Source organism: Arthrobacter sp. PM3, assembly GCF_003352915.1.
Taxonomy (GTDB): domain Bacteria; phylum Actinomycetota; class Actinomycetes; order Actinomycetales; family Micrococcaceae; genus Arthrobacter.
Genome location: NZ_CP022314.1, coordinates 503,522 through 527,161, shown reverse-complemented (window position 1 = coordinate 527,161; position 23,640 = coordinate 503,522). Strand labels below are relative to the sequence as shown.

The following is a 23,640-nucleotide window of genomic DNA, read 5'->3' as shown; positions in this document are numbered from 1 at the left end:
AACGAGCACTCAGGGGACGAGCACGATCTTGCCTGTTGCCGCAGTGCTGCCCAGCAGCTCGTGGGCGTGCCGGGCCTCGGCCAGGGGCAGGCGCTCGGCCACCACCGGGTGGATCTCGCCGCGGCGGAGCATCCCGAGGAGGGCGAGGAAGTCCGCCTCGAACCAGTCCTGATGGTGGATGCGCAGCTTCTGGACGCGGTAGGACATGACTTTGCGCCGGGGTGACAGAACGCCCCATGCGGCGACGGCCCCGGTGGCCGCGTACCAGGCGAAGACTCCCGGCCAGTTCTTGCGCCCCTGCGCGATCGTGGCGTACCGGCCGAACACGACGAGCCGTCCGCCGGGCCGGAGCGCCCGGAAGGAGCGCAGCGACAGCGGGCCGCCGATCCCGTCCAGGGCGATGTCCACGCCGTCGCCGGTGAGCCCGCGGACCCGGGCCAGGAAGTCGTCGTTCTGGTAGTCGATCGCCACCGCGCCGAGCCGCTCCACCGCCGCGCAGTCCCGGGCGGCCGCCGTCCCGTAGAGCCGGAGTCCGGCCAGGACGCCGAGCTCCAGGATCGCCGTGCCCACCCGGCCGGCCGCCCCGTGCACCAGCACACTTTCCCCGGGCTTCGCCTTGGCTGTCCGGTGCAGCAGCTGGTAGGCGGTCATGTACGGGAAGACCAGGCTGACCACCTCGGCCGGGTCGAGGTCCTCGGGCACCGCGACCGCGTATGCCTCGGGCACGCAGACGAGCTCGGCGTTGGCGCCCCACACCGTCAGTGCGCCGACGCGGTCTCCAACTTTGACCCGGGTGCAGCCGGGACCGAGCCCGTCAACGACGCCCACGAGTTCGTAGCCGGGGGTGAAGGGCGGTTTGGGTCCGCCGAGGTACGTCCCGGCGCGCAGCTGGGCGTCGGTGAACGATACTCCCGATGCCAGGACCCTGACGCGGACCTCGCCCGGGCCCGGCCGGGGATCCCTGACGTCAATCACGTTGAGGACCTCGGGGCCGCCGAAGCGGTCGATCACCACACGCTTCATGAGCCCACTCTACGCCCGCGCCGGGGCCGGTTCGAGGCGCCCTCGGGTCCCGCTTAGCACCTTCGGAACCGGGCCGACGACGGCGGCAACAACCCGCCGTCGTCGGCCTAACCATGTTCAGTCCGCCGGGGCGTCTGCCACGGTGTTTACAGGTAGCTCTTCACGCTTTGGCGCAAGGCCTCGGTGTGCTCATAGATCTCTTCGAGAGAGTTGATGGGCACTCGCGTTTCTTCTTTGTCGGCGCCGAATAGTCCAATGTACTTCTGCGCGCGGTTGAAGTGGAGACGGGCAATGGGCTTGCGGTTGTTGTCGTCGAGCAACACTGCAAAGTAGGACTTGGCGTCTCGCTGCGAGACACGTGCAGGCTTGACCTCGCTGCAGACGATGGCGCGGACGATTTGGTAACCCTCGATTTCTTCCAGGGTTGTCTCAATGCCGTCGGCTTCTGCCAGATCGGCCTCCGCCACGGGGGCACTAGTGACAGTTGCAGCAGCGGCTGCCTCATCATTTTGCGGGAAATTGGGTGTCCCGAGCGCCTTCTTGAGCCGGTCGTTGACCTGATCGTTGAGAAACTGCTTGGAAGCTTTGGCGACAAGCGTGGTGAACTGCTCACGGACCTTTTGCGTATAGGCGCCCGAGTAAACACGGCCGGTCAGGAACTTGACCCATTCATCCTCCGGCTCCTTGAACTGCGCAGCCAGCGTCCTCTTAAGTTCCCCTATGTACTTGAGTTCACCCGCCGCATTGATGATTGAATCGAGGTCGAAGACATCCTTGGAAAGTTTTTGCAATTCAGGGATGAGAGTCTCGTCGATGTCATTCAAGTCAAGGACCAAGAAGGGCTTCGCGTCCATCCTGTTTGGTGCGTCGAGATCAGTGAAGAACTGGTAGACCTCGCCGTTGGTCAGGATGGCAATCCGCGCATTGGTCACTGCAAAGTATCGGAACAGCTGCGATGCGTGCTCGATCTTAACTGGCTCGGTGGACTTTTTGCATTCGATCAGAATCTGTACTTCGCCATCCTTGACGATGGCGTAGTCGATCTTCTCACCCTTTTTGAGGCCAACATCCGCTATGAACTCGGGAACGACTTCCAATGGATTGAAGACGTCATAGCCCAAGATGGTGGAAATGAAGGGCATGACGAACGCGTTCTTAGTCGCCTCTTCGGTTTGAATAACTTCTCGCTGTTGGCGCACCTTTGCTGCCAGTGCGGAGAGCTTTTCTGCAAATTCCATACGTCCCCCTCAAGAACAATGATTGTTCTGTCAATTTATCTCAGTCCTCCGACACTGGAGTGCAAGCGAGGCCCACTGACCCGTAAGCGTCCATGGGGGACGGCGACGCAACCACCCGCCGTCGTCCGCCAGACCCTGTTCAGCCCACCGCGGGCGGCGTTAGGATGCGGTGTGACTTTCACGCACGGTTACGCGGCCAATGGCGACGTCCGGATGTACTACGAGGTCCACGGCCACGCGCGGGCCGGCGAGCCTCCGCTGCTGCTGATTCCCGGCGGCGGCTCGAGCATCGGGACCAACTTCGCGGGCCTCATCCCGGCCCTGCTGGCCGAGAGCCTGCAGGTGATCGCCGTCGAGGAGGAAGGCCACGGCCGGACCGCGGCAACAGGCCGCCCGCTCACCGCCGAAAACTCCGCCGACGACGTCAAGGCCGTGATGGACGAACTCGGCCTGGACACCGTGGACGTGCTCGGCTTCAGTGCCGGGGGCCATACCGCGCTGGCGCTGGCCATGCGGTACCCGGCGTCGGTCCGGTGCCTGATTGCCGCCTCCACCTTCGCCGGCCGGGACGCGGTGGGCGAGGAGTTCTGGGACGGCATGGCGGCGGCCACCCTTGACGACATGCCGGAGGCGTACAAAGACGCGGACCGGGCACTCAATCCCGAGCCCGGGCATCTCGAGCGGATGTTCGAGCTGGACCGGCAGCGGATCCTGACCTTTCGCGGCTGGCAGGACGAGGACCTGCGCCAAATCACGGCCCGCACTCTGGTGCTGTGCGCCGACCGGGACGTCGTCAGCGCCGACCACGCCGTGCGGATGTCCCGCATCATTCCCGGGGCGCGCCTGATGATCGTGCCGGGCACCCACGGCGACTACCTCGGCGAGTTGGCCGCCAGCGGCGGCGACCTGCGGGCCATGCGGACCACCGTCCCGTACCTGCTGCGGTTCCTGGAGGAGTAAGGGGTCAGGGCTCTGCCGGCGTCGAGGTGTTCTCCGGCGTCGAAATCGCCCGCCGTCGAACTCGCCGCCGGAAAGGCACCGGTTCGCCGTAAACTTCCGGCGATTTGTGGAGCTTCCGGCGAGTTCGCGGCCGGGCGCGGGCGGGACCGGGTTCCTGGAGGAGTAGGCGGTCAGGGCATGGCCGGCGCAGTGGTGTCGGCCGGCCTCAGAGACTTTTCGGCGTCGAGGTCCAGTGCTGCCGGTGCAGGCGTTCAAAGCCCGCCAGGAGCAGATCGAGCGCGAATTCGAACTCGAACTGGTCGTCGCAGCCCCGCCCCACCACGGAGTCCTCGTGCGCGGAGGCGGCGGCGACCTTCAGGATGTTCGGATACCGCTCGGCCATCTCACGGAGCATGGCGGCCTGTGCCTCGGGCGGAAAATCCGCCGGCTGCTCCGCCGAGGCGGCGGCGTCGTCAAACAATTCCTGGGTAAACCCCCACATCCGGCTGCCCAGGGCATGCATGACGTGGTGGGTCAGGTCCACGGAGAAGCCGCCGGCCAGGAACATGCCGATGAAGGAATCCATGTAGCCCAGGACCGCCGGCGTCTTGTTGGTGCGCGATTCCAGGACCTGCCGGGCCCAGGGGTGGCGCAGGAGTGCCGCCCGGGCCGAGAGCACCCGCAGCCGAACGGCGTCCCTCCAGCCGGCGCCGGGGACGGGGGGATCGATCTCGCTGACCAGGGCGTCCACCATGGCGTCGAGGAGTTCCTCCTTGCCGGCAACGTGCTTGTAGAGCGCCATGGGCACGACCCCGAGCTCCTGGGCGAGCCGGCGCATGCTCAGCGCCTCAATCCCCACCTCATCGGCCAGTGCGACGGCGGCCCTCAGCACGCGGTCCCGACTCAGCGGGATTCGCCGCATCCGCTCGGCTTGCTGGGTCATCCGGCCACCTTTCCCTAACGCTCCGCCATTGACAAGTGTACGTCGTACACCTAACGTTTTCCGCATAAAGGTGTACGCCGTACACCAGCTTCGGGAGTCATTCCAGCTAGTCATTCCAGTCAGTCATTCCAGCCAAGGACACCAAGGTGACAACACACACCAGCAGCGCCCCCGCGATCCGCGTCCGCCGGGCGCCCCCAGTGGCCCGTGGCCGCCGGACTGATCCTGCTCAGCCTCATCCCCGTGATTGCGGGGGCGGCCCGGCTGACCGAACTGACCGGCGGCGCCGCCGTCACCCCGCAGAACGCCCGGTTCTTCGCCTCGCCCGTGCCGGTAGTGGCGCACATTGTCAGCGTCACCGCCTACAGCCTGCTGGGGGCATTCCAGTTCCTCCCCTCCCTGCGCGGCCGCCGCGGCTGGCACCGCATCGCCGGCCGCGTCCTGGCGCCGGCCGGCCTGCTGGCGGCCCTGTCCGGATTGTGGATGACCCTCTTCTATCCGCTGCCGCCGGGGGACGGGCCGGCGCTTTTTGTCCTGCGGCTCGTCTTTGGCTCGGCCATGGCGGCGAGCATCGTCCTGGGAATAGCCGCCATCATGCGCCGGGACTTCGTGCGGCACGGGGCATGGATGACGCGCGGCTATGCGATCGGCGTCGCCGCGGGGACGCAGGCGCTGACCGGGCTGCCGTGGATGCTGCTGGTGGGTACGCCCGATGAGCCGACCGGGCAGCGCTCCTCGGCGCCGCGTGGCTGATCAACGTTGCCGTGGCCGAGTACGTCATCCGCCGCCGCGCCCGCTTGGCCGAAATCGCCGGAACGGCAAGGGCTCGCCGTAAACTTACGGCGAATCGGTCGGCTTCCGGCGAGTTCGCGGCCGGGAAGGGCCGCTAGACTCGCGCGCATGACGATTGTGGATGAGCAGGGCCGTACCGAACCGCCCCTTGCAGCCGACGAGACCGCGACCCTCCTGGGGTTCCTGGATTACCAGCGGGCCACGCTGGCGTGGAAATGCGCCGGGCTGGATGCCGCGGGCCTCGGGGCTACCACGGCCGCCTCGGCCATGACGCTGGGCGGGCTGCTGAAGCACATGGCCTACGTGGAGAGCGAGTGGTTTTCCCGCGTCCTGCACGCACGGGACCGGGAGGCCCCGTTCGATGCCGTGGACTGGAAGGCCGACCCTGACTGGGACTGGCATTCCGCCGCCGGCGACAGCCCGGAACAGCTGCGGGCCCTGTGGCAGGACGCCGTCGAGCGCTCGCGGGAACGGGTCGCCGAGGCCCTGGCCGGCGGCGGCCTGGACCAGCTGGCCCGGCGCCGGTGGTCCGACGGTTCGGCGCCCAGCCTGCGCTGGATCCTGTGCCACATGATCGAGGAGTATGCCCGGCATAACGGCCATGCCGACCTCCTCCGCGAGACCGTGGACGGCCAAACCGGGGAGTAGCGGCCGCAGGTCCGCGGCCGGCCCCGCCCTCTGGCTCCTCAGGCGTCCGGCATCCGGAGCACGTCCACGGCGGCCAGCAGGTACGGCACGGGATCCGGATCGCTGCCGGTGGCCCACTGCATCCAGGCCTCGAATGTTGCCCCGAGATAGGCGGCGCAAAGATACCCGGCGGTTTCCGCGCGGACGCCGAGCGCGATCAGATACCGCAGGCCCCGCTCCCGCTGGGGCGCCAGCGCGGCATAGCTCCGGCTGGCCAGGTCCGGCTGTTCGGCGATCAGCCGCAGCCGGCCGCGCGTGAGGGCGAGGTCCGGCAGCGCCGCCGCTCCGGCGGCGGCCGCCGCGCCAAGCCCTGCGCGGATCTGCGCCGCGCCCATTCCGGTTGGAAGCGTGACGCCGGAGGCGACGTCGGGCGCGTGGCTGCCGGAGCCGGTGCCGGGAGCACTGCGGGACGTGCCGCCGTCGGCCGCCGTATCCAGCGCCAGGCCAGCGGCCTCCGCGGCGGGCTCGATGCCGCCCCAGACGAGATCGGCCTTGCTGGCGAAGTAGCGGTATAAACTTTTGCGGCCGATGCCCGCCGCGCTTGCGATGTCCTCCATGGACGTCGCTTCGTACCCCCGCTCCGCGAACAGGTGCAGGGCGATCCGGGCGACGGCGTCGGGGTTGATCGTTGCGGGGCGCCCGGCGGCGCGCTCATCCGAAGGCGGGCGGGTCGCGGGCGGCTGGCCGATATTCACCCTTACATAATGACACAGGGTGTCATAAAGTGGGCCTGTCAGCATCCTCAACGTCTGGAAGGACATCATGGGCAACGAAGCTTCATGGCAGGAAACCGTCACGGCCGGCCGCTTTGCGGGCAGGACCGTCATCGTCACCGGCGCCGGATCGGGCATCGGGCAGGCGACGGCCCTGCGGGTCGCCAGGGAGGGCGGCCGGGTGATCGCGGCCGACATCAGCAAGGAGCGTCTGGACGCCCTGGTGCAGGAGAACCCCGGCCTCGACCTGGTGCCCGTGCCCGGCGACATCTCCACCGAGGAGACCGTTGCCGCCGTTCTCGCCGCGGCCGGCGGGCGGGTGGACGCACTGGCGAACGTCGCCGGGATCATGGACAACTTCACGCCGATCCACGAGGTGGACGATGAAACGTGGGAGCGGGTGTTCCGGATCAACGTCACGGCCCTCATGCGCCTGACCCGGGCCGTCGTGCCGCTCATGCTTGAAGCCGGCACCGGGTCCGTGGTCAATATCGCGTCCGAGGCCGGGCTGCGCGGGTCCGCCGCCGGCGCGACCTACACGGCGTCCAAGCACGCCGTGATCGGCCTGACCAAGAACTCGGCCGTCATGTACGGACCGAAGGGACTGCGGTTCAACGCTGTGGCGCCCGGGGCCACCATCACGAACATCGAGGCCCCCTGGGGATCCGAACTCGGTGCCGCACGCCTCCAGCCGCTCATAGGCGCGAACATCCCGGCGCCCGCCACCGCGGCGCAGCTGGCGGCCTCGATCACCTTCCTGCTCAGCGACGACGGCACCAACATCAACGGTGCGGTCCTCGCCTCCGACGGCGGCTGGTCGGCCGTCTAGGTCCGGGTCCGGTTCGGGGAGGAGGGACGGCGGCGGGAGACTCCCGCCGCCGTCGTTGCACGACTTAGTAGGCCTTCACCCGCTGTTCGACGATGAGGTGGATGAGGGCGAACACGCCGTCCTGGTCGATGGCCGCCAGCGCGGCGTCGAGGGCGGCCGGGATGTCCTTGTCCTCGGCGACGGTGATGCCGAAGCCGCCGAAGGCGCGGGCCATCAGGCCGAAATCTGGGTTCTTCAGCTGGGTGCCGGAGACCCGGGAGGGATAGTGGCGCTCCTGGTGGGTGCGGATGGTGCCGTATTCCTGGTTGTCCATGACGATGACAAGCGGGGTGGCGCCGTACTGGGCGGCCGTGGCGAGTTCCTGCCCATTCATGAGGAATTCCCCGTCGCCGGCAATCGTGACCACCCGGCGACCCGGGCTGGCCAGCGATGCGGCGATGGCCGAGGGCACCGAGTACCCCATGGAGCCGTTGCGGGCGCTGAGCATGGACGCGTAGCGCCGGGTGGGGAAGTAGCGGTGTGCCCAGTTGGTGTGCTCGCCCGCGCCGAAGGTGACCTGGGCGTCCTCGGGGAGCCGGGGCACGAGGTTCGCCATCAGGGTGTCCATCTTCGCGGGCCCGTTCCCGGGCGTGGCCGGGGGCAGCCACGCGAACGCCGACTGCTCGGCGCGCATCCTGGCCGTCCAGGCCTTCCACTCGTCCTTCACGGGAAGCTCAATGCCCGCGAGGTCCCGGACGAAGGCGTCGGGTTTGGCCACGATCTGTCGCGACACCGGGCCGGAGCGGCCGCGCAGTGACGGGTCGATAGTGACCAGGAAGTTCTTTTTGTTCCAGTCCTGCCGGCAGACGAACCCGTCCGTGATGACATCGCCGGGCACGGTGCCGACGAAGACGAGGAGGTCGGTTTCCTCCAAGAGGTCGTACGTGGGGCGGGGGCGGCCGTAGCCGATCGGCCCCACATAGCTGGGGGAGTCGAAGGAGACGGTGCCCTGCGTCCGCCATTCCGCCGCGGCCGGGATGGAGTGCTTTTCGAGCCACTCCGTGAGCTGGGTGGCCGCGTCCTGGGTCCAGTCGTTGCCGCCGGTGACAAAGAGCGGCTTCTTGGCCTCGGCCAGGGCCTCAGCCAGGGCGCCGGCGTCCGTGGCGCTCATGCCACCTGCAGCCACCGGGACGGCCGGGTGCAGGGCGGGGCTCACCTGCTGGCGGATGATGTCCTCCGGCAGGCCGACGACGACCGGGCCGGGCCGCCCGCTCATCGCCGCGAACATGGCCTCGGCAACGATCTCCGAGGCCCGCTCGGCGTGGTCCAGCACCATGACGCGCTTGGCGCCGGTGTCGAACCAGGCCTTGATGTCGAACTCCTGGAACGCCTCGCGGTCCCGGTGCGCGAAGGGGATCAGGCCCACGAACAGCACCATCGGCGTCGAATCCTGCCACGCGGTGTGCAGCCCCACATGGGCGTTCGCGGCGCCCGGCCCGCGGGTGACCATGGCGACGCCGGGCCGCTGGTTCATCTTGCCGTCGGCCTCGGCCATGTACGCGGCGCCGCCCTCGTGCCGACAGACGACGGTCTCGATGTCCGAGCCGTGCAGTCCGTCGAGGACGTCCAGGAAGCTCTCGCCGGGAACAACAAAGGTGCGTTCGACGCCGTGGGCCACGAGCGAATCGACAATCACGTGCCCGGCGGATTTGAGGGGACCGTTGCCGTTGGGGCTGTCCGGGTTAGTCTCCGGGACGGTCTGGAAGGGGGCGAGGGTGTCGCCGTCGACTGGCTGCGTGTCGGTTGCGGTCATGGTGGGTGCGGACTCCGTTTTCATCACGTGGTTGTCTTGTTGGGTAGGTTCGGCGCGCATGGCTGCTCCGCTGGAATCCAGCGGGGGCAGGTGGCGGTGGCTAGTCTGTTTCCGGTCCGGTGCAGAAGAAGCAGCCGTCCTCGCAGCTCTCGCTCGACGCCGGCGGGTTGCTGCTGTGCGTGGCTGGCGGGCGGCGCTCCTGCAGGGTGCTGGTGCGGCCGGGACTCGGCGGGTTTCGTGGCTTCATGGCGGCTTTCAGGTTGTGTGTCGGATTGTGGACCGGTCAGCGGACAGATGTTCGCTTCGAGGGGGTTCGGTTAGCGGATCGGAGTCCGGTTGGCCAGCACGGGGGAGGCGCCCGTGAAGCCGTCGCGGGTCTCGGCGATGGCGTGGATCTGTTTCCGGCAGGCGTACCAGCCGCCGACCATCAGCGCGATGGCCACCAGGGTCACCAGCAGCGTGAGCGGGGAGTCGATGAACACCATCACGAGCACGCCGAGCAGGAAGACCAGGGAGAGGTAGCTGGTGTAGGGGGCACCGAACATCCGAAAAGAGGGCCGTTCCAGCCAGCCCTTGTCCGCCCACCGCTTGAGCTGGATCTGGCAGAGCACGATGGTGGCCCAGGTGACGACGATGCCCACCGAGGCGACGTTCAGGACAATCTCGAACGCCTGGCCCGGGACCAGGTAGTTCAGCGGGACCCCGAGGAGGGAAACGCCCGCGGTGATGGCGATGCCGCCGTAGGGGACGCCGGCTTTGTTCATCCGCTGCGCAAACTTCGGGGCCGACCCCGCCATTGACATGGAGCGCAGGATGCGGCCGGTGGAGTACAGGCCGGCGTTCAGGGATGACAGGGCGGCTGTGAGGACTACGAGGTTCATGATGACGTCCACGCCCTGGATGCCGAGAGAACCGAAGAACGTCACGAACGGGCTCACGCCTTTTTGGTACGAGGTGTAGGGCAGCAACAGGGCGAGCAGGATGACCGAGCCGACATAGAAAACGGCGATGCGGAGGACCACGGAGTTGATGGCCTTCGGCATGATCTTTTCGGGGTTTTCGGTTTCGCCGGCGGCCGTGCCGATCAGTTCGATCGAGGCGTAGGCGAACAGCACGCCCTGCATGAGGATGATCATGGGCAGCAGGCCGTTGGGGAAGATGCCGCCGTTGTCGGTGATGAGGCTGAAGCCGACTTCCTGGCTTTGCACGGGGGTGCCGAACATGACGAAGTAGCTGCCGACCAGCAGGAACGCGACGAGGGCGGCCACCTTGACCAAGGCGAACCAGAACTCGAGTTCGCCGAAGACTTTAACCGAGGCAAGGTTGAGGCAGAGGACCGCGATGAGGGCGATCAGCGCCCATGCCCACTGCGGGACGGCGCCCATCCAGGGGACGTATTTGCCGAAGAAGTTCATGTAGAGGGCCGCGGCGGTGATGTCCACGATGGTGGTGGTGGCCCAGTTGATCCAGTAGAACCAGCCGGAGATGAACGCGGCCTTCTCTCCGTAGAATTCGCGGGCGTAGGACACGAACGAGCCCGACGACGGCCGGTGCAGCACCAGTTCTCCGAGGGCGCGCAGGATCAGGAAGGCGAAGAAGCCGCAGACGGCGTAGGCGATGACCAGGGAAGGGCCGGCCGCGTTGAGCCGGCCGCCGGCACCCAGGAACAGGCCGGTTCCGATGGCCCCGCCGATCGCGATCATCTGGATCTGCCGGGGCTTCAGGCTCTTGTGGTAGCCGGCGTCCTCCGCGTGGATGAGGGCATCCGAAGCATGGGCGTGGCCACCATCGGCCTCGTACAAACCAACCTCGTCATTGGGGCTGTTGGACAGGCTGTTGGGCATGGGTGTTCCTTTCGATCTGTCTGAGATCTAAATGGGGTTGGGAGGGAGATTGTGGGGACAGCGAGGGGTCAGATCAGAAGATCGACCACCCTGTCCGGTCGGACAGGTCGGCGAGAGCCGCCGTACCCGCCAGGGAATTTCCTTTGGAATCCAGCCTCGGACTCCAGACACAGACGGCGCACTCGCCGGGGACGATCGCCAGGATGCCGCCGCCCACACCGCTTTTCCCCGGAAGCCCCACGCGGTAGGCAAACTCGCCGGCAGCGTCGTACATGCCACAGGTCAGCATGATGGAACCGATGCGCTTGGCCTCGCTCCGGGAGACCACCGCGCCGTGGGCCCCGCGGCCGTCCCTCGCCAGGAACAGGCCGGCCTTGGCCACCTCCACGCAGGTCATCATGATTGAACACTGCCGCACGTAGTTCTCGACGACGGCCTGTGCGGGCCGCCGCAGGTTGCCGAAGTCCTTCAGGAAGTGGGCCAGGGCCAGGTTGCGGCTGCTGCTGGCGAGCTCACTGCTGGCGGCCGCCTCGTCGATGAAGGGACCTGCCTGGCCCACCTGACCGGTGAGGAAGCGCAGGACCTGAGCGGCAGCGTCGGGCGACTTTTCCATCAGGTGGTCGGTGACCACCAGGGCGCCCGAATTGATGAAGGGGTTCCGGGGGATCCCGTGCTCGACTTCCAACTGGACCAGGGAATTGAAGGACGTCCCTGACGGTTCGCGCAGGACCCGGGACCACAGCGAGCCGGAATCATCGGCGCTGAGTGCCATGGCCAGGGTGAAGACCTTGGAGATGCTCTGGATCGAGAACGGAAGACCGGCGTCGCCGGAACTGAAGACTTCACCGGACGTTGTGGCAACTGCGATGCCGAACCGGTCGAACGGCGGTGACTGCAGGTGAGGAATATTTGCGGGCACGGACCCTGTCTCGGTCCTGGGCCGGTGGCTCCGGACCAGGTCGTCCAGGATCAGGCCAAGCGGCGGCGAGGCAATTGCTGTCATCATCTCCTGCCCAGGTGCTCCTTCTGCGTGCCGGCCCACTCCTGAATGTGGAGCAGGGCCACCAGCGAATCGCGGGGATTGCTGAAATCCAGTCCGGTGACCCGGGAAACCTTGTTGATCCGGTAGTAGACGGTGTTCTTGTGCAGCTGCATCCGCCTGGCGCATTCGGCCACGTCCAGGGCGGCGTCGAAATAGGCGCGCAGGGTTTCGGCCAGCTCGGGATCGTCGCGGAGGAGGGCCCAGAGGCTGCGGTGCCGGAAGGCCGACGTCGTGAAGTTCTCCACCGCGTCGTGGAAAAGGATCTCCGCTTCGAAGTCGTCCACGCCGGATACCGGGACGTCGCCGGACCGGCGCATGCAGCCCAGCAGCGCCTCCGTTATTCCGGTCGCGGAATGGATCGAGAGCAGATCGGGGACGACGGGTCCCACCGCGGCGAAGGGGCTGATGCCGAGATGCTTGGCTGTGTCCTTGACGATTGCCTCGGCCAGGCTCCGCAGCCCGGCTTCGGCGTTGGCGGACTGCAGTCCGGGAATGATCACGGCGGTGTCGCCGTGGAACTGTCCGACGACGGCGGACGGCTTGTACGCGGCGGCATGGATGGACGCGAGGTTCGCCAGTTCGCCGTGCTTGAGGGCGGCGTCGTCGGCTTGCGCCTCCGCGGCTGACATGCCGATCAGGATCAGCGCCGTCGGCAAGTCGGCGGGAATCTTCTCGCTGTGGGCGCTGGCCGCGGCTTCGGCCGGGCCAGAGAGGATCCGGACCACCCGGTCCTCGCGCATGTGGACGGACTGCTGGTTGCGGTAGCGGATCAGCTCGGCGGACGCCCGCGCGGCCGATCCGGTGAGCACATAGTCAACGTCGTCGCCGAACCCGGCCCCGGTTTCCTGCAGCCAGATGTACCCCATGATGCGCTCGCCGGCGAACAGGGTGATCGCGACCCGCTCCCGCAGCCCGTCCTGGGGCCGGGCCGGAACGCGGACCGGAAGGCGGGTGCGGTGGAGCTCCCGGTAGGCACCGAGGTCCTTCAGCAGGACTTCGTACTTGCGCGGGCCGCGCCGGGACAGGATGGAGGCCTTGCGCAGTTCGTCGATGTTGTTCGTCACCGTGGAGTAGGCCAGGACCTTGTTGGCCGCGTCCTCGATCAGCACATGGCTCGACGTCAGACGGGCGGTGGTCTGGGCGATGGCGAACAGGTCTTCTTCCAGCAGCGTCAGCACTTCGCGCTGGTAGCTGCGCGGCTGGATGCGGTCCTTCGCGATGGACATCAACCGGTCCCAGTCCGCGGCCGGATCCACCAGAAGCAGACCCGTTCCGGCGGCCCGGAGCAGCTCTTCGGCTTCGCCCAGTTCCCCGGGACCGCCCTTGACGGCCAGCACCAGGGGAGGATCCTTAAGCAGACGCCGCAGCGCCGGCAAAGCCGAGCGGCCCCGAACCCCGACGAGCAGGACGAACGCGCCGCCGCCGTCGGGAGTGTCGTCGTCGGCGTCGACGATCAGCAGGCGCTCGATGGCCGCATCCGTGCGGGAGGGCCGAAGCATGAGGGTGGCGAAACCCAGCGGAAGATCCGCGAGGATGTCGTCAACAGTAGCGGCGGCCATGGGGTTCCTTCTGACTTTGACACCAGACCGGACGGCTCTGTCCGGACACTCCATGCTATCCAGCGGCAACCCCGGAAAATATGGGATGGAGACCAAATTGTGCCGCTAGTTTTAGGCCCGGGCCCAAGGCGGTTTTGGCGTCCGGGCAGGGAGCCTTCCACACCCTTTGCCTGCCACACCCTTTGACTCTCACACCCGCTGAAAGTGCAGTGCAGATGAACCTTAAGGAACGGGGTTCCCGAGTTCGCGCAGCGGCGTCTTGCTGGTTTCGCGGGCCCAAATGGCACCGGCGACGGCGAGGAGCGAGGAGCCGGCGACGATCCAGGCAGCCGGCAGCCAGTTGGCCTTGTCCGGGCCGACCAGCGCGGTGCCGAGCAGCGGGGTGAATCCGGCGCAGAGGATGCCGATCTGCAGGCCGATCGCCATCCCGGAGTAGCGGACCTTGACGTTGAACAGCTCCGAGAACCATGCCGGGTAAACAGCATTCGAGGCCGCGTACGTGCCGGCGGTGATCAGCGTGCTGGCCACGAAGATCATCGGGACGTTCCCGGTCGAGATCACCGAGAAATAGGCAAAGATCATCAGTCCGGACCCGACGACGCCAGTGATGAAGACAATCCGGCGGCCGAACCTGTCCGAGAGCCGGGCAGCGAGCGGCTGCGTGGCGATGGCAATTACGTTGCCGAGGATGCTTACCGTCAGCATGGTCGATGCGCTCACCCCGACGGACACGGCGTAGGCCAGGCCGAAGGACTGCATGAAGGTGTTCGTGACCACCTGGAAGGACATCAGGGCGACCTGGAAGAACTGTGCAGGGTGCGTCTTGAACATCTTGGCGAAGGGCAGCTTCACGAGTTCGCCGTGGTCGTGCTTTTCTTCGAAGACTTCCGGTTCCTCCAGCGTGCGGCGGACGAGGAACGCGACGATCAGCACGACGATGGAGAGCCAGAACGGAATGCGCCAGCCCCAGGACAGGCGGTCGGCCTCGCTCATGGCGGCCACCGGCAGGAAAGCCAGCGAGGCCAGCACGATGCCGAAGGAGATGCCGCTCATCGCGAAGCTCGCGAAGAAGCCGCGGCGGCCGGCGGGGGCCTCTTCCATGGTCAGTGCGGATGCGCCGGCGGTTTCGGCGCCGGCGGAGAGACCCTGCATGAGCCGCAGGAGAACCAGCATGGCCGGTGCCCAGTAGCCCGCGGTGCTGAAGTCGGGCAGCATGCCGATGAGGAAGGTCGCCCCGCCCATCATGACCAGGGTCAGGACCAGCGTTGTCTTGCGGCCGATCTTGTCGCCGAGGTGGCCGAAGAGCACCGCCCCGAAGGGCCGCGCAATGTAGGCGACGCCGAAGGTCGCGAAGGAGGCCAGCAGGGCAGCCGTGGGGTCGCCCGGCGGGAAGAAGATCTTGGAGAAGATCAGCGACGCCGCGGTGGCGTAGATGAAGAAGTCGTAGTACTCGAGGGCGCCGCCCAGGAACGCGGCCAGGGCTGCCTTCTTGGCCCGCTTGAGCTTGCGCTCTTCCTCGACGAGCGCGGGGCTGGTTGCGAGTTTGGTCATGGTGCTGGTCCTTCCGCACTGAAAGACGGTGGTTTGAAGATGGGGAGCGGTTTGATTTGTGCGCATTCCGTACAGCTGTGCGGTATGCGACTATGGAATAGCATACTGCAGGGTGAGGTGCCTCACAACGCCTTCTTGCTTGGCCCTGCGGTCCACCACCCTGAAAGGCGGCACCTTGGACATCCAGAACCTGGCCTCCCGGCTGTTCCTCATCGGTTCAGAAGCCTCGCGGGCGATGTCGCCCGGGCTGTGGAACCCCGTCCTCGAAGAACTCGGCGGGCGCTGGAGTTACGAGGCCTGGGACGTGCCACGCGGCGCGCCCATGTCCCGGGTCCGGGCCCGGCTGCTGGGATCGGACGTCGTCGCCGCCAATGTGACCATGCCCCACAAGCAGTGGGCCGCCCGGGCCGCGGACACCGTGAGCGAAGCGGTCCGGCTCAGCGGCGCCTCCAACCTGCTCATCCGCAAAGACGGGATGCTGGCCGCACACAACACCGACGTTGCCGCCGTCGCCGCGCTGCTCGGCGGGCGGCATCAGCGGCACGTGGTCATGCTCGGAGCCGGCGGGGCCGCCCGGGCCGCCCTGGTGGCGCTCAAAGGACTGGCCGGCCGGGTCACCGTCGCGGACCGGGACCCCGAAGCCGCGCGGCAGTTGCACGCGCTCGCCGGGCAGTTGGGCATGGACGCGGAGACGGCCACGTGGGCGGACGCCCAAGAGCAGGCGTCCCGGGCTTCACTGATCGTCAACGCGACGCCGGTTGGAAAAAGGAGCGAGGACGCACCGGTATGGGGAGGTTCCAGACTGGCCGGGGATGCTTTCGTGTACGACTTCGTCTACGCCGGACACGTGACCGGAACCATCGCAGCCGCGAGAGAACAGGGACTGCGTCATGCCGACGGCTGGGACCATCTGCGTGCCCAGGCGGCAGCCATGATCCCGCTCCTGGGCCTGGCTCCCCAGACGGATGCGCTGCTGCAGCGCACGCTTGCGGCCATCCAGGCGAAGGGCTGACACACAGCCCGGCTCCGGCGTCGCGGGCGCCCCAGTCGCCTCCGGCGCCTATATGATCGAGAACACAAGCCTGCGGACCTGCGGCATCTGCCGCGTCCCCGTGCAGGTTCAAGGAGACAGGGAGTCCATGGAGGAGCAACCGGCGTATTTTGTGAAGTCGGTGGAAAAGGCCTTTGACGTCCTGCTCGCCTTCACTCCGGAGTCTCCGCGGCTCACCGTCTCCCAGGTCGCCACCACGGCGGACATGACCCGGGCCTCCGCACGGCGGTTCCTGCTGACCCTGACGGATCTGGGCTATCTCCGCGCCGACGGTCCGCATTTCGAGCTGACACCCCGCTCGCTGGACATCGGCCAGTCGTTCCTGGCGAACCTGACACTCCCGAAAGTGGCCGAGCCGCACCTGAAGTCGCTGGCTGCGCGGCTCAACGAAACGACCTCGCTGTGCATCCTCGACGGTACCGATGTGGTCTACGTGGCCTGCGTACCCTCACCGCGGCTGCTCAGCGTCTCCATCAGCGTGGGAACCCGCTTCCCGGCCTGGGCGACGTCGATGGGACGGGTCCTCTTGGGGGCACTCTCAGAAACGGAACTGCAGGCATACTTCGACTCGGTCCACCTGCAGCGGTTCACCGAACGTTCCATCGGAAGCATCGACCAGCTCCGCGCCGAAATCGACACGGCACGGGCCAAGGGCTGGTCGATGGTGTCACAGGAACTGGAGGAAGGCCTGCGCGGCGTTGCCGTGCCCGTGTGGCGCGGCCACGACGTCGTCGCGGCCATCAACGTTTCCCTGCAGACGCACCGGGCTCCCGCCGAGGACATCGAAAAGTCGGTCGTGCCGCTCCTGCAGGACGCGGCGCGGCAGATCGGCAACGACTACGGCGGACGGCTCGCCGGAGAGTCCAGGACAGGGTCCCGGGGATAGAGGCGCCCGGGGCGCGCATTCGCCCCGGCCCGAACTTCACGACATGATGTGGCCATGGAGAATACTGACCTGAAGCCCTGGGTGAAGAACTACCAGCCGGGTGTCCCGGCGGAGATCGAACTACCCACGGAGTCGCTGGTGGACATGCTGGACCGGTCCGTGGCCGAGGCCGGGGACGCGCCGGCCCTGGAGTTCTTCGGCCGCCGCACCAGCTACACCGGGCTCGGCGAACAGGTGGAGCGGGCCGCGGAGGGCCTGCGCCGGCTTGGCGTCCGCGCGGGGGACCGGGTGGCCCTGATCCTGCCGAACTGTCCGCAGCACGTCGTCGCGTTCTACGCGGTCCTGCGCCTCGGCGCCATCGTCGTCGAACACAACCCGCTGTACACCTCCCGGGAACTGCGCCACCAGTTCGAGGACCACCAGGCGCGGATCGTGATCGCCTGGGACAAGGCCGCGGCCGCCGTCCGCGAGTTCCCGGACGACGTCGAGATCGACCACGTGGTCTCTGTCAACCTCCTGGACGCTTTCCCGGCCGCCAAGCGGCTGGCCCTGCACCTGCCGGTGAAGAAGCTGCGCGACACGCGCGCCTCACTGACCGCGGCGGCGCCCGGCACCACGCCGTGGAAGGACCTGCTCGGCCACGGCCGGATCGACCCCGCGCACCCGCGCCCCGCCGTCGGCGACCTCGCCGCGATCCAGTACACCTCGGGCACCACCGGCCGGCCCAAAGGTGCCATGCTGACCCACTTCAATCTGTACGCCAACGCGCTGCAGGGTGAGGCCTGGATGCACGGTGCGGAATATGGCAAGGAAGTGTTTTATGCCATCCTGCCCATGTTTCACGCGTTCGGCATGACGCTCTACCTCACCTACGGCATCCGGAAGCAGGGCCTGCTGGTGCTGTTCCCGAAGTTTGACCCCGACCTGGTCCTCACTGCGATGAAAAAGTCGCCCGCGACCGTCTACTGCGCGGTGCCGCCGATCTACGAACGCACCGCCATGGCAGCTAAAGAGAAGGGCATTTCGCTGCGGTCCTGCAAGTACTGCATTTCCGGGGCCATGAACCTGCCCGACCACGTGGTGGAGCTGTGGGAATCCGTGTCCGGCGGGCTCCTGGTGGAAGGGTACGGGATGACCGAGTCCTCGCCGGTGGCCATGGGCAACCCCTTCCACCCCACCCGCCGGACCGGGACCATCGGGGTGCCCTTCCCGTCCACGCTCATGAAAGTCGTGGACATCGACAACCCGGACACGGAAGTGCCTCAGGGCCAGCCCGGGGAGCTGCTCATCAAGGGCCCGCAGGTGTTCCAGGGCTACTGGAACAACCCCGAGGAAACCGCGAAAACGCTCACCCCGGACGGCTGGCTGCGCACCGGCGACGTCGTCACCGTCGACGCGGACGGCTTCACCACCATCGTGGACCGGGCCAAGGAACTCATCATCACCGGCGGCTTCAACGTCTCGCCCACCGAAGTGGAGGCCGCGCTGCGCCTCCACCCGGGCGTCGCCGACGCTGCCGTGATCGGCAAACCGCTGGAACGCGGCGGCGAGATGGTGGTCGCCGCCGTCGAACTCGCCCCGGGCGCGACCCTCGACGAGGAGGCCCTGCGCACGTACTGCCGGGAACATCTCGCCGGGTACAAGGTGCCCCGGCGGATCGTGGCGATCGATGACATGCCCCGTTCGATGCTGGGGAAGATCCTCCGCAAGCAGGTCCGGGACCAGATCCTGCCGGGGCTGTGAGCCGACACATGCACCCTGACGCATACATCGATTTCACCGCCGGCACGCCCCGCACCGGCGACCTCAATGTCGCCTGGATCCACGGATCAGAGTCCGCCAAGCACAACACGGACCCCGACATCCAGGTCCACGCCTACAACGAGCACACCCTGATCCTGCGGCAGAACATGGCCGTCAACTACGAGGCCCCGTTCATGTTCCTGCTCTTCGGCAATACCCGGGCCGTGCTGATCGACACCGGGGCCACGGAGTCCGCGGACTTCTTCCCCCTGCGCCGCGTTGTCGACGGGCTGGTGGACGCGTGGCTTGCCGCGCACCCCCGCGACGGCTACGGGCTACTGGTCCTGCATACCCATCCGCACGGGGACCATGTCGCGGGCGATCCCCAGTTCACGGACCGCCCCGACACCATGCTGGTGGGTGCGGAACGCGACCGCGCGTGGGAGTTCTTCGGGTTCAAGAACGGCGACGGTGACGGCACGTTCGATCCGGCGCACGTGGATCTGGGCGGCCGGGTCCTGAAGTGCTGGCCCAGCCCGGGACACCACGATGCGGCCGTCACGCTCTATGATCCTTGCACCGGACTCCTGCTCACCGGGGACACTGTCTATCCCGGCCGGCTCTACATCCAGGACTGGCCCGCGTTCGTCCGCACCATCGACCGGCTGCTCGGGTTCTGCGTTACACACGCCGTCACCCATGTCCTGGGCTGCCATATCGAAATGTCGCGGGAGCCCGGCGTCGACTACCCGATCTTCACCACCTACCAGCCGGACGAACCCCCGCTGCAGATGACGGTGGACCAGCTGCGGCAGATCCGCCGGGCCATCGATCAGGTGGACGGGCGCTCCGGCCGGCACGTGTTCCCCGGCTTCATCCTCTGCGTCGAGGGGGGAACTCGGCGGACTGGGGCAGCTGGTTAGAGCGCGCCCTGGCCCGGGGTCCCGGCGGGGATCGGCTCGTGGCGCATCACTTCGACCGGCCGCTCCAGAAGGCCGGCCAGGGACGCGTTGAGGCGCTTGACCGGCTCGCCGGCGCCGTGGGCGTCCAGCAGCTCGGCGGACTCCCACTTCTCGATCATGAGGATTCGGCCGTCGGGAGATTCATGGATGGCGTAAAGCAGGCAGCCTGGCTCCTCGTGCACCTCGGCGATGGCAGGGGACAGGGCCGCGACGACCTGGTCGAAGGCCCCCTCTTTGGGCGTGAATGCTGCGGTTACGACGACGGGCATGGTTTTCCTTTGCGGGTTGTTTTTAGTGGATAGGAATGTGGGCGAGCGGGGCGCAGCTGTTACGCGGCAGGAAATCGGCCTTCACCTCGATGAGGCGGGCACCGTCCGGAAGCTTGCCCTGCATGCGTCCAAGCACCAGTTCGAGGGCATGAACGGCGAGCATGTCCAGCGGCTGGCGGATCACGCTCAGCGGCGGCGACATGAGTTCTGTCCACGGATTGTCATCGAAGACGATCACGGAGAGGTCTTCCGGAATGCGGACCCCTCGCTGAACCAGCCGCCGCACCGAGCTCTGCACCTGCGCCGTGTTGGCGACAATGAGGGCGGTTGGCGGCTGCGGCATGGCCAGAAGTGAGCCTACCGCATCGCCCCCGGCATCACCGCGGAAGGGAACATCGCGGATGAGCAGGGGATCAACCGGGAGGGACGCGCCTTCATGCGCGGCCCGGTAGCCGCCAATCCTTGCCCTGCCGGTTGACGTGCTTAGGGGCCCCGTGACGAGGGCGATCCGGGTATGGCCGAGGCCGATCAGGTACTCGGTGGAGCGCCGGGCGGAGTCGAAGTTTTCGATGCTGACGACGTCGGCGTCGCCGAGCTCCTCGATGGTGCGGTCGACGAAGACCACGTTCACGCCCAGGTCCTGCAGGCGCGCCCATTTTTCAATGTTTCCGCCCGTCGGGGTGGCGATGACGCCGCTGACGGACCGGTCCAGGAGGGTGTCGAGGGACTCCGCCTCCAGATGCGGATCCTCCTGGGTGGTCATCAGGACCACCTGAACCCCGTGGCTGCGGGCCTCCCAGACAATGCGGTCCGCCAGGCGCGCGAAGAACGGGTTGGACAGATCGGTGACGACGAGCCCGATTGTGAGGGCGTGCCCTGCGCTGAGTTCGCGGGCCGCCGCCCGCGGGCGGTAGCCGAGGTCGTCGATGACCCGGAGGACTTCCTGCCGCTTTGCCGGTGCCACGGGGCCGGAATCCGGGTTCAGGACCCGGGACACTACGGAGACCGAAACTCCCGCAGCCGCCGCGACATCGCGAATGGTTGGGGCCTTTTTCACCGCTCCTCCTTGAGGGAAATCCCTTGCACTAGTGGTACACAGCGCCTCCGGCTGGCGCGCCCCGAGCTGGCGGCAGACTTTTCCGGAGTCGTTGACACAGCTTAGCACCAGCTGGTACAAAAGTGGAACCGGTTCCACTCCGGGTAAATTTTCAGCCGCATCGCGACAAAGAAGTTGTGCCATCCGCTGCAGCGGGCGGGCCTCTCTTCGTTTCGCACACCTATCAGAGAGACTCCAGTGAACCTTCACAAACTCCTCAGCGACCGTGAGCAGGAAGGTCGCCCCATCCGCGTTGGCCTCATCGGGGCTGGCCGTTACGGCACCATGTACCTTGCCCAAGCCAACAACATCCCGGGCATTCACGTCGTCGCCATCGCGGACATCAACGTCAAGCGTGCAGAAGGCGCCTTCGACCTCGTCGGCTGGCCCAAGAACCAGATCGCACCGGACATCGCCACCGCCCTTCGGGACCGCTCCACGACAATCGTGGCCAGCGCGGACGAGCTCTTTGATGTTGATATTGACGTCATCGTGGAAGCAACGGGCAACCCGATCGTGGGCGTGAAGCACGCGTTGCGTGCCATTGAAACGAAGAAACACATCATCATGGTCACCGTCGAGGCCGACGCCCTAGCCGGGCCGGCCTTGGCCAAGCGCGCGGAAGCGGCCGGTGTAGTGTACTCGATGGCCTACGGCGACCAGCCGGCCCTCATCATGGAGCTCGTCGACTGGGCCCGCACCAGCGGGTTCGACGTCGTCTGTGCCGGTAAGGGTGCCAAGTACCTTGAGCACTATCACGAGATGAACCCGGACAACGTCTGGGAGAACTGGGAATTCTCCAAGGAACTCACCGACTCCGGGCAGCTGAACCCCAACATGCACACCTCGTTCCGTGACGGCACCAAGGCGTCGATCGAGATGGCGGCCGTCGCCAACGGCGCTGGGCTGGTGCCCTCCGACAACGGGCTGAGCTTCACGCCAGGAAACGTCGAGGAAATCGCCACAATCTGCCGCCCGGCCGACGTCGGGGGAGCCCTCGCCCACGAAGGCAGCGTCGATGTCATGTCCAGTGTCAACCGCGACGGCACCTGGATCCCCCACAACACCCAGGAAGGCGTGTTTGTCGTCGTCAAGGCCACAAACGGCTACGTTTCCGGCTGCTTCAACGAATACCCGTGGCACCCCGACCCCACCGGTCAGTATGCCGCCCTGTACCGCCCGTACCACTACGTAGGCCTGGAACTGAACATGTCCATCGCCAACGCCGTCCTTCGCGGGATCGCCACGGGCTCGCCCGTCGGGTTCTTCGGTGACGTTGTCGCGACGGCGAAGAAGGACCTCAAAGCCGGTGAATTCCTCGACGGCGAAGGCGGGTACACGGTCTGGGGCAAGCTCGTTTCGGCGAGGCACTCTGTCGCAACCGGCGCCCTTCCCGTTGCCCTGGCCCATCACGTGGAACTGCGTAACGATGTCGCCAAGGGCGACATCGTTGGCTGGGACGATGTCATCATTGATGACTCCCTGTCGCAGGCCCTCGAACTCCGCCGCGAAACCGAGGCGCTCGTCGCGGAATCCGCACTCAGCGTCTGACGCCCTCCGCACCTTTATCCGGGCGCGCCCGTGCAATGCATGCCCCCGGAGACCAGACTCCTTCCAACGAAGAAAGGCATCACATGAAATCCAAGACTCGCGCCCTCACCGGTGTGCTGGCCTGCTCGCTGGCCGCCACGCTCCTGGCCGGCTGCGCTTCCGGAGCGCCCGGCGCGGCCGGAGGCGCACCGGTTGCCAAGATCCAGCTCTCGATACCGGACCCGCTGACCTCCTCCGTGGGAGTATCGGCGCAGCACTTCGCCGACCAGGTCAAGAAGACGTCCAACGGATCGGTCGTCGTCACGGTGGTCCCGAACGGCACAAGCTTCAGCGGGGACCAGAACGCCGCCGTCACGCGCCTGCAGGGCGGCTCGCTCGACGCCCTGATCCTCTCCACGTCCGTGTATGCCTCGGTGGTGCCGGAAATGAATGGCATCAGCATCCCCTACCTCTTCAAGGACACAACCGAGGAGGCGGCGTTCCTGGCCGGCAAGCCCGGGCAGGTTCTGAAGGATAAGCTCGCCGCCAAAGACACCGTCGCGCTGTCCTTCCTCACCCGGACCGGCCGCGAAATCACCAACTCGGTGCGTCCTGTCGAGAAGCCCGCAGACCTGAAGGGCCTGAAGATCCGGGTTCCCGGCAACCCGCTCTGGACCGACTTCTTCGGCAAGCTCGGCGCAAGCCCGACCACCATGGCCTTCTCAGAGGTCTTCACGGGCCTGCAGACCGGAACGATCAACGGCCAGGAAAACCCGATCGAGGTGCCGTGGACCAATAAGTTCTCCGAGGTGCAGAAATACGTGTCGCTGACCAACCACATCAATGACGCCTGGGTGCTCGCCCTGTCATCGAAGAAGTGGGACGGACTGTCCGCTGACCAGAAGAAGGCCCTCACGGACGCATCGACCGAAACGGCGACTTTCAAGACCGCCTACGACGAAGAGCAGTCCAAGAAGCAGCTGGACGAACTCACCGCCAAGGGCATGAAGGTCAACGAGCTCAGCGCTGCCGGCCTGGAGGAGTTCAAGGCCACCTCCAAGAGCCTCTATCCGCAGTTCTCCGAGCTGATCGGCAAGGAGTTCTTCGACGAGGCCGTTGCTTTCACCGCCTCCAAGTAAGCCCGCCGAGGG

General features: G+C 66.9%; 21 protein-coding genes. 10 read left to right on the top strand and 11 right to left on the bottom strand.

Annotation, left to right across the window (positions count from 1 at the left end; genetic code table 11):
* Positions 1–9: 9 nt before the first annotated feature.
* A complete protein-coding gene (locus CFN17_RS02495; RefSeq protein WP_261792322.1) occupies positions 10–1,023 on the bottom strand; it encodes a medium chain dehydrogenase/reductase family protein in 1,014 nt (337 codons plus the stop codon).
* Between the two features lie 146 nt (positions 1,024–1,169).
* Positions 1,170–2,261 (bottom strand): type I restriction endonuclease, encoded by a 1,092-nt coding sequence (locus CFN17_RS02490; RefSeq protein ID WP_208749813.1) that lies wholly within the window; start codon positions 2,259–2,261, stop codon positions 1,170–1,172.
* Between the two features lie 171 nt (positions 2,262–2,432).
* On the opposite strand from CFN17_RS02490, the gene CFN17_RS02485 reads away from it, so the two are divergent.
* Entirely contained in the window at positions 2,433–3,221 is a 789-nt protein-coding gene (locus tag CFN17_RS02485; protein ID WP_222612653.1) for an alpha/beta fold hydrolase, read from the top strand.
* Positions 3,222–3,426: 205 nt separating this feature from the next.
* On the opposite strand, the gene CFN17_RS02480 is transcribed toward CFN17_RS02485, so the two are convergent.
* The gene (locus CFN17_RS02480) at positions 3,427–4,143 is read right to left on the bottom strand and encodes a TetR/AcrR family transcriptional regulator (RefSeq protein ID WP_208749812.1); all 717 of its coding nucleotides are present in this window, start codon (positions 4,141–4,143) and stop codon (positions 3,427–3,429) included.
* Positions 4,144–4,350: 207 nt separating this feature from the next.
* On the opposite strand from CFN17_RS02480, the gene CFN17_RS02475 reads away from it, so the two are divergent.
* Together CFN17_RS02475 and CFN17_RS02470 are read left to right on the top strand one after the other, a co-directional pair.
* Positions 4,351–4,896, top strand: coding sequence for a DUF2306 domain-containing protein (locus tag CFN17_RS02475; protein WP_261792321.1), 546 nt, complete (start codon positions 4,351–4,353; stop codon positions 4,894–4,896).
* Between the two features lie 147 nt (positions 4,897–5,043).
* Complete coding sequence (locus tag CFN17_RS02470) at positions 5,044–5,583, top strand: DinB family protein (protein WP_208749811.1); 540 nt, start codon at positions 5,044–5,046, stop codon at positions 5,581–5,583.
* 38 nt (positions 5,584–5,621) lie between these two features.
* Here the strand turns inward: CFN17_RS02470 and CFN17_RS02465 are convergent, their stop codons facing one another.
* A complete protein-coding gene (locus tag CFN17_RS02465; RefSeq protein WP_261792320.1) occupies positions 5,622–6,317 on the bottom strand; it encodes a TetR/AcrR family transcriptional regulator in 696 nt (231 codons plus the stop codon).
* A 67-nt stretch (positions 6,318–6,384) separates the two neighbouring features.
* On the opposite strand from CFN17_RS02465, the gene CFN17_RS02460 reads away from it, so the two are divergent.
* A complete protein-coding gene (locus tag CFN17_RS02460; protein ID WP_208749809.1) occupies positions 6,385–7,164 on the top strand; it encodes an SDR family NAD(P)-dependent oxidoreductase in 780 nt (259 codons plus the stop codon).
* Between the two features lie 64 nt (positions 7,165–7,228).
* On the opposite strand, the gene CFN17_RS02455 is transcribed toward CFN17_RS02460, so the two are convergent.
* The 5 genes from CFN17_RS02455 to CFN17_RS02435 form a co-directional block, all read right to left on the bottom strand.
* Positions 7,229–8,956, bottom strand: a complete 1,728-nt coding sequence (locus CFN17_RS02455; RefSeq protein WP_395926000.1) for a thiamine pyrophosphate-dependent enzyme — start codon at positions 8,954–8,956, stop codon at positions 7,229–7,231.
* A 317-nt stretch (positions 8,957–9,273) separates the two neighbouring features.
* Complete coding sequence (locus CFN17_RS02450) at positions 9,274–10,800, bottom strand: amino acid permease (RefSeq protein WP_261792319.1); 1,527 nt, start codon at positions 10,798–10,800, stop codon at positions 9,274–9,276.
* A 73-nt stretch (positions 10,801–10,873) separates the two neighbouring features.
* Positions 10,874–11,806, bottom strand: a complete 933-nt coding sequence (locus CFN17_RS02445; RefSeq protein WP_208749807.1) for a glutaminase — start codon at positions 11,804–11,806, stop codon at positions 10,874–10,876.
* Positions 11,803–13,401, bottom strand: coding sequence for a CdaR family transcriptional regulator (locus tag CFN17_RS02440; RefSeq protein ID WP_208749806.1), 1,599 nt, complete (start codon positions 13,399–13,401; stop codon positions 11,803–11,805). Before CFN17_RS02440 ends, CFN17_RS02445 begins: the two co-directional genes overlap by 4 nt.
* Positions 13,402–13,623: 222 nt before the next feature.
* Positions 13,624–14,952, bottom strand: a complete 1,329-nt coding sequence (locus CFN17_RS02435) for an MFS transporter (protein ID WP_208749805.1) — start codon at positions 14,950–14,952, stop codon at positions 13,624–13,626.
* Positions 14,953–15,127: 175 nt separating this feature from the next.
* Here CFN17_RS02435 and CFN17_RS02430 point away from each other — a divergent pair, with 175 nt between their 5' ends.
* The 4 genes from CFN17_RS02430 to CFN17_RS02415 all read left to right on the top strand — a co-directional run bounded on the left by CFN17_RS02430 (position 15,128) and on the right by CFN17_RS02415 (position 19,555).
* The gene (locus CFN17_RS02430) at positions 15,128–15,964 is read left to right on the top strand and encodes a shikimate dehydrogenase (RefSeq protein WP_208749804.1); all 837 of its coding nucleotides are present in this window, start codon (positions 15,128–15,130) and stop codon (positions 15,962–15,964) included.
* Positions 15,965–16,091: 127 nt separating this feature from the next.
* Entirely contained in the window at positions 16,092–16,889 is a 798-nt protein-coding gene (locus tag CFN17_RS02425) for an IclR family transcriptional regulator C-terminal domain-containing protein (protein WP_208749803.1), read from the top strand.
* Between the two features lie 54 nt (positions 16,890–16,943).
* Entirely contained in the window at positions 16,944–18,632 is a 1,689-nt protein-coding gene (locus CFN17_RS02420; RefSeq protein ID WP_208749802.1) for a long-chain-fatty-acid--CoA ligase, read from the top strand.
* 8 nt (positions 18,633–18,640) lie between these two features.
* Positions 18,641–19,555 carry an MBL fold metallo-hydrolase gene (locus tag CFN17_RS02415; RefSeq protein ID WP_208749801.1) on the top strand — a complete coding sequence of 305 codons (915 nt, stop codon included), beginning with the start codon at positions 18,641–18,643 and terminating at the stop codon, positions 19,553–19,555.
* Here the strand turns inward: CFN17_RS02415 and CFN17_RS02410 are convergent.
* Together CFN17_RS02410 and CFN17_RS02405 are read right to left on the bottom strand one after the other, a co-directional pair.
* The gene (locus CFN17_RS02410) at positions 19,552–19,863 is read right to left on the bottom strand and encodes a putative quinol monooxygenase (RefSeq protein WP_208749800.1); all 312 of its coding nucleotides are present in this window, start codon (positions 19,861–19,863) and stop codon (positions 19,552–19,554) included. The two genes, CFN17_RS02415 and CFN17_RS02410, sit on opposite strands and share 4 nt — an antisense overlap.
* A gap of 22 nt (positions 19,864–19,885) precedes the next feature.
* Positions 19,886–20,920, bottom strand: coding sequence for a LacI family DNA-binding transcriptional regulator (locus tag CFN17_RS02405; protein ID WP_208749799.1), 1,035 nt, complete (start codon positions 20,918–20,920; stop codon positions 19,886–19,888).
* A 237-nt stretch (positions 20,921–21,157) separates the two neighbouring features.
* Between CFN17_RS02405 and CFN17_RS02400 the strand changes: the two genes are divergently transcribed.
* Together CFN17_RS02400 and CFN17_RS02395 are read left to right on the top strand one after the other, a co-directional pair.
* Positions 21,158–22,510 (top strand): NAD(P)H-dependent oxidoreductase, encoded by a 1,353-nt coding sequence (locus tag CFN17_RS02400; protein ID WP_208749798.1) that lies wholly within the window; start codon positions 21,158–21,160, stop codon positions 22,508–22,510.
* An 83-nt stretch (positions 22,511–22,593) separates the two neighbouring features.
* Positions 22,594–23,628, top strand: a complete 1,035-nt coding sequence (locus CFN17_RS02395; protein ID WP_208749797.1) for a DctP family TRAP transporter solute-binding subunit — start codon at positions 22,594–22,596, stop codon at positions 23,626–23,628.
* Positions 23,629–23,640 lie beyond the last annotated feature (12 nt).